The 3,339-nt window shown below is 54.9% G+C and carries 4 protein-coding genes; 2 read left to right on the top strand and 2 right to left on the bottom strand.

What is annotated here, in order from left to right; translation table 11 throughout:
- A partial coding sequence (locus tag AC2JC8_RS09835; RefSeq protein WP_484594652.1) for a superoxide dismutase occupies positions 1–200 on the top strand: 200 nt, incomplete at its 5' end.
- 92 nt (positions 201–292) lie between these two features.
- Here AC2JC8_RS09835 and AC2JC8_RS09830 read toward each other — a convergent pair.
- On the bottom strand, positions 293–634 hold the full coding sequence (locus tag AC2JC8_RS09830) for a hypothetical protein (protein WP_484401852.1): 342 nt from the start codon (positions 632–634) through the stop codon (positions 293–295).
- Positions 631–1,389 (bottom strand): amino acid ABC transporter ATP-binding protein, encoded by a 759-nt coding sequence (locus AC2JC8_RS09825; RefSeq protein ID WP_484594651.1) that lies wholly within the window; start codon positions 1,387–1,389, stop codon positions 631–633. Before AC2JC8_RS09825 ends, AC2JC8_RS09830 begins: the two co-directional genes overlap by 4 nt.
- Before the next feature lie 52 nt (positions 1,390–1,441).
- On the opposite strand from AC2JC8_RS09825, the gene AC2JC8_RS09820 reads away from it, so the two are divergent.
- On the top strand, positions 1,442–2,920 hold the full coding sequence (locus AC2JC8_RS09820; protein ID WP_484594650.1) for an ABC transporter permease subunit: 1,479 nt from the start codon (positions 1,442–1,444) through the stop codon (positions 2,918–2,920).
- The last annotated feature ends 419 nt before the right edge of the window (positions 2,921–3,339 follow it).

Below are 3,339 nucleotides of genomic sequence, written 5' to 3'. Positions count from 1 at the left end.
TCACCAGCACCCCTAACCAGGACAATCCGCTCATGGATCTACCTGATATTGAGCGGGGAACTCCTATTTTGGCGTTGGATGTGTGGGAGCATGCCTATTACCTCAACTACCAAAATCGCCGCCCTGAATATATAAGTACCTGGTGGAATGTGGTGAATTGGAAAGCCGTGAATAGTCGCTATGCGGTTACTATGCGCTGATTGTCCATCGCGCCTAGGTCTGCTACTGCGCCTTGGTTGGGTTTATTTGGATATAGGTTGAAGATTGTGCAGCAGTTTTGCTGAAAGATTATTTAATCCCTATCTTCTACATGTAATCCTAATGACTGTCTGGCATGCCATCTGGCGGTCGCCAGCTGCCGCAGGTACCAGAGCGACTTTTTATAAATTACAGCGAAGTAGCGACTGCAGAGGATGCCTTCGAACCGATTGCCGCCGACCACCAGGCTTGCCTGGCCCCTAAGGACGGATGTTGGGGAAAATTCTTCGGACTTCAGTTCTTCTGTTGTGAGGCTTAAGGCCTCAATCCTTGATTGGAGGGGATCGTTTTCGGAGCGAGCTTGATGAGCAAGCGGATCCAGCCATCCCAATAACAGTGCTATGGCTACCACGCGCTGGACAACCCTTTCCGTCATTCCTGTCGATTCAGGAAGCTTCGTAGTCGTTCACTATGGGGAGCACCGAATATTATTTGTGGGTTCCCCTGCTCCTCAATCAGACCGTTGTTGAAAAACAGTACGTGGTTTGATACGTCGCGTGCAAATCGCATTTCATGGGTGACAACAAGCATGGTCATACCGGTTTGAGCCAGCAAGCGCATCACCTGTAGGACTTCGCCCACAAGTTCTGGGTCGAGTGCACTTGTGGGTTCGTCAAACAGCATCACAGCTGGATCCATGCAGAGGCTCCGGGCAATAGCAACCCTTTGTTTCTGGCCACCAGAGAGTTGGCTGGGATAAGCGTCGCCGCGATGCCCCAATCCGACCTGTTCCAGATGATGGCGGGCCCGCCGCTGGCAATCGTCCATGGGAAGTCCCAGCACACGCCGAGGTGCGAGGAGGAGATTTTCATGAACAGTGAGATGAGGAAACAGGTTGAACTGCTGAAAAACCATGCCCACACTCAGGCGTAACTTCCTTAACTGGCGCCAGTCCGCAGATACGCCAGGAATATCCTGCCCGAGCACCTCCAGGCGCCCATACTCAAAGCTTTCAAGCCGGTTCAGGCAGCGCAGGAACGTGCTTTTTCCGCAACCTGAGGGGCCGATGATCGACACCACATCACCGGCATTCACGGTGATGCTTACTCCCCGCAGGACCTTCAGCTCGCCGTAGCTTTTATGCAGATCATGGCACTGCAGCCTTGGTTCTGCGGCAGATGCGTTCATCATGGGTGCTCGCGGACTTAACCACGTTATGGCCCATCGGCCACACCACAATCTGTTGAAACGATCTGTTGGCAGGCTGCTGCTGGCTGCACTTGTTGTTGGCTTGCTCGCTGTTGGATTTCACAACATCAGCTGGGCTACTCCAGCTGGGCCATGGCGTGTAGGCACGGATCCAACGTTCCCCCCGTTTGAATTCCGGAATACCGCAACAAACCAGATCAGCGGCTTCGACATTGAGCTGATGGAGGCGATCGGCGAGCAGGCTGGCCATCCGATCGAATGGGTGCCACTACCCTTCGATGGGTTGATTCCAGCGCTCCAGGCTCGCAGCGTAGATATGGCCATCAGCGCGATGACGATCACTCCCGAGAGGGCGCGGGCCATTGATTTCAGTCGGCCCTACTTCAAGGCCGGTCAGGCATTTGTGGTGCGTGATGGTGAAACAAACTTTAAGTCGCTGGCTGAGCTGAAGGGGCGGCGCATCGCCGTTCAGATCGGTACCACCGGAGCAATTGAGGCCGGCAAGATTCCCTCTGCCCGCGTCAGTAGCTTCGACTCCACGCCTCTAGCTTTGCTGGAGCTTGCCAATGGAAATGCCGATGCGGTTGTCAGCGATGTGCCGGCGATTCTTTATGCAATCGATCAGGCCAAGCTGACGGGGCTACATATCTCAGGCGAACATCTCAGCACGGAGTACTACGGCATTGCCCTCCCCACTAACTCACCGATCACAGGGGCGGTGAGTCAGGGGCTAGATGCCTTGATCAAGAGCGGTCGCTATGGCGAGCTTTATCGCCAGTGGTTTGCAGCTGAGCCGCCTAACTTGCCTGAGCAGGCGCCGGCTCTAAAGGTGGCTAGCTCGCCTCTCGCTGGGTTTGATCTGAAGGTGTTATTCGCCAACCTGCTCAAAGGAGCTGCTATCACCCTGATGCTCACAGCACTCTCGTTCAGCTTTGGACTGATCGGAGGCACAGCGCTGGCAGTGCTACTGCAAACCTCATGGCGTTTCGCTCATTTGGCTTGCCGAATTTATATTGACTTCTTCCGGGGCACCCCGATGCTGGTGCAGCTGTTTCTGATCTATTTCGGCTTACCGGCACTCATTCAAAGCCTGGAGCTTCCATTCAGCATCAATCGCTTGGCTGCTGCAGTCGCGGCCCTAAGTCTCAACGTGGCGGCTTACCTTGCTGAAACATTGCGCAGTGGGATTGAGTCGATTGACCGCGGTCAGTGGGAGGCGGCCGACGCGCTTGCTCTTAGCCCGATTGAGCGGATGCGGTTTGTGATTGCTCCGCAGGCTCTGCGTCGTGTATTGCCACCACTGGCCAACGAATTCATCACCTTGATCAAAGACACCAGCCTTGCGGCTGTGATTGGTTTTGATGAATTGTTCCGCCAAGGGCAATTAATTGTGGCCACAAGCTACAGGGCATTTGAGGTCTACATCGCCGTGGCTCTCGTCTACCTGTTGATGACTACAACGGCCTCCTTGTTGTTCAAGCGGCTCGAGGCCCGTTGGCAACTGCCGACCTGATTTCAGTAGCTGGAACATACATTGATTCAGCTCCTCAGCTGAATGAAGCTTTTGCTGCCAGTCTGTCGCTGCCAACGAGTCGGCTCAGACCGAGGGGCTCCGGGGTGGGAGTGATCTAGCAGCTACATGCAAGGCCGCTGCTGTTATGCGCAGGCTGAGGTCTTCCAGCCCCAGGAGGGCGGCGCTGAAGGTCTCGGTGGTGATTGAGCCGGTGGTGAGCATTGAGCAAGTGCAACTGCTGCCAGTGTTCCCCTATCGGTGGGTGTGTTGCCGCTGCTCAGGATCCAGCGAGTCGGACCAAAGAAATTCAAGTCGTGAAATTGCCGTTACTGCAACAAGAAAATCCAATGGCTGCAAGGGCTGGTTGCGTGCGTTTTGCGTGCCTCCCAAAAGGCCAATCGGTGAAAAGTCAATCGGGG

The sequence above is a fragment of the Synechococcus sp. genome (assembly GCF_982614295.1).
The sequence above is the reverse complement of the archived record's forward strand: the minus strand, read 5'-3'. Positions and strand labels throughout refer to the sequence as shown.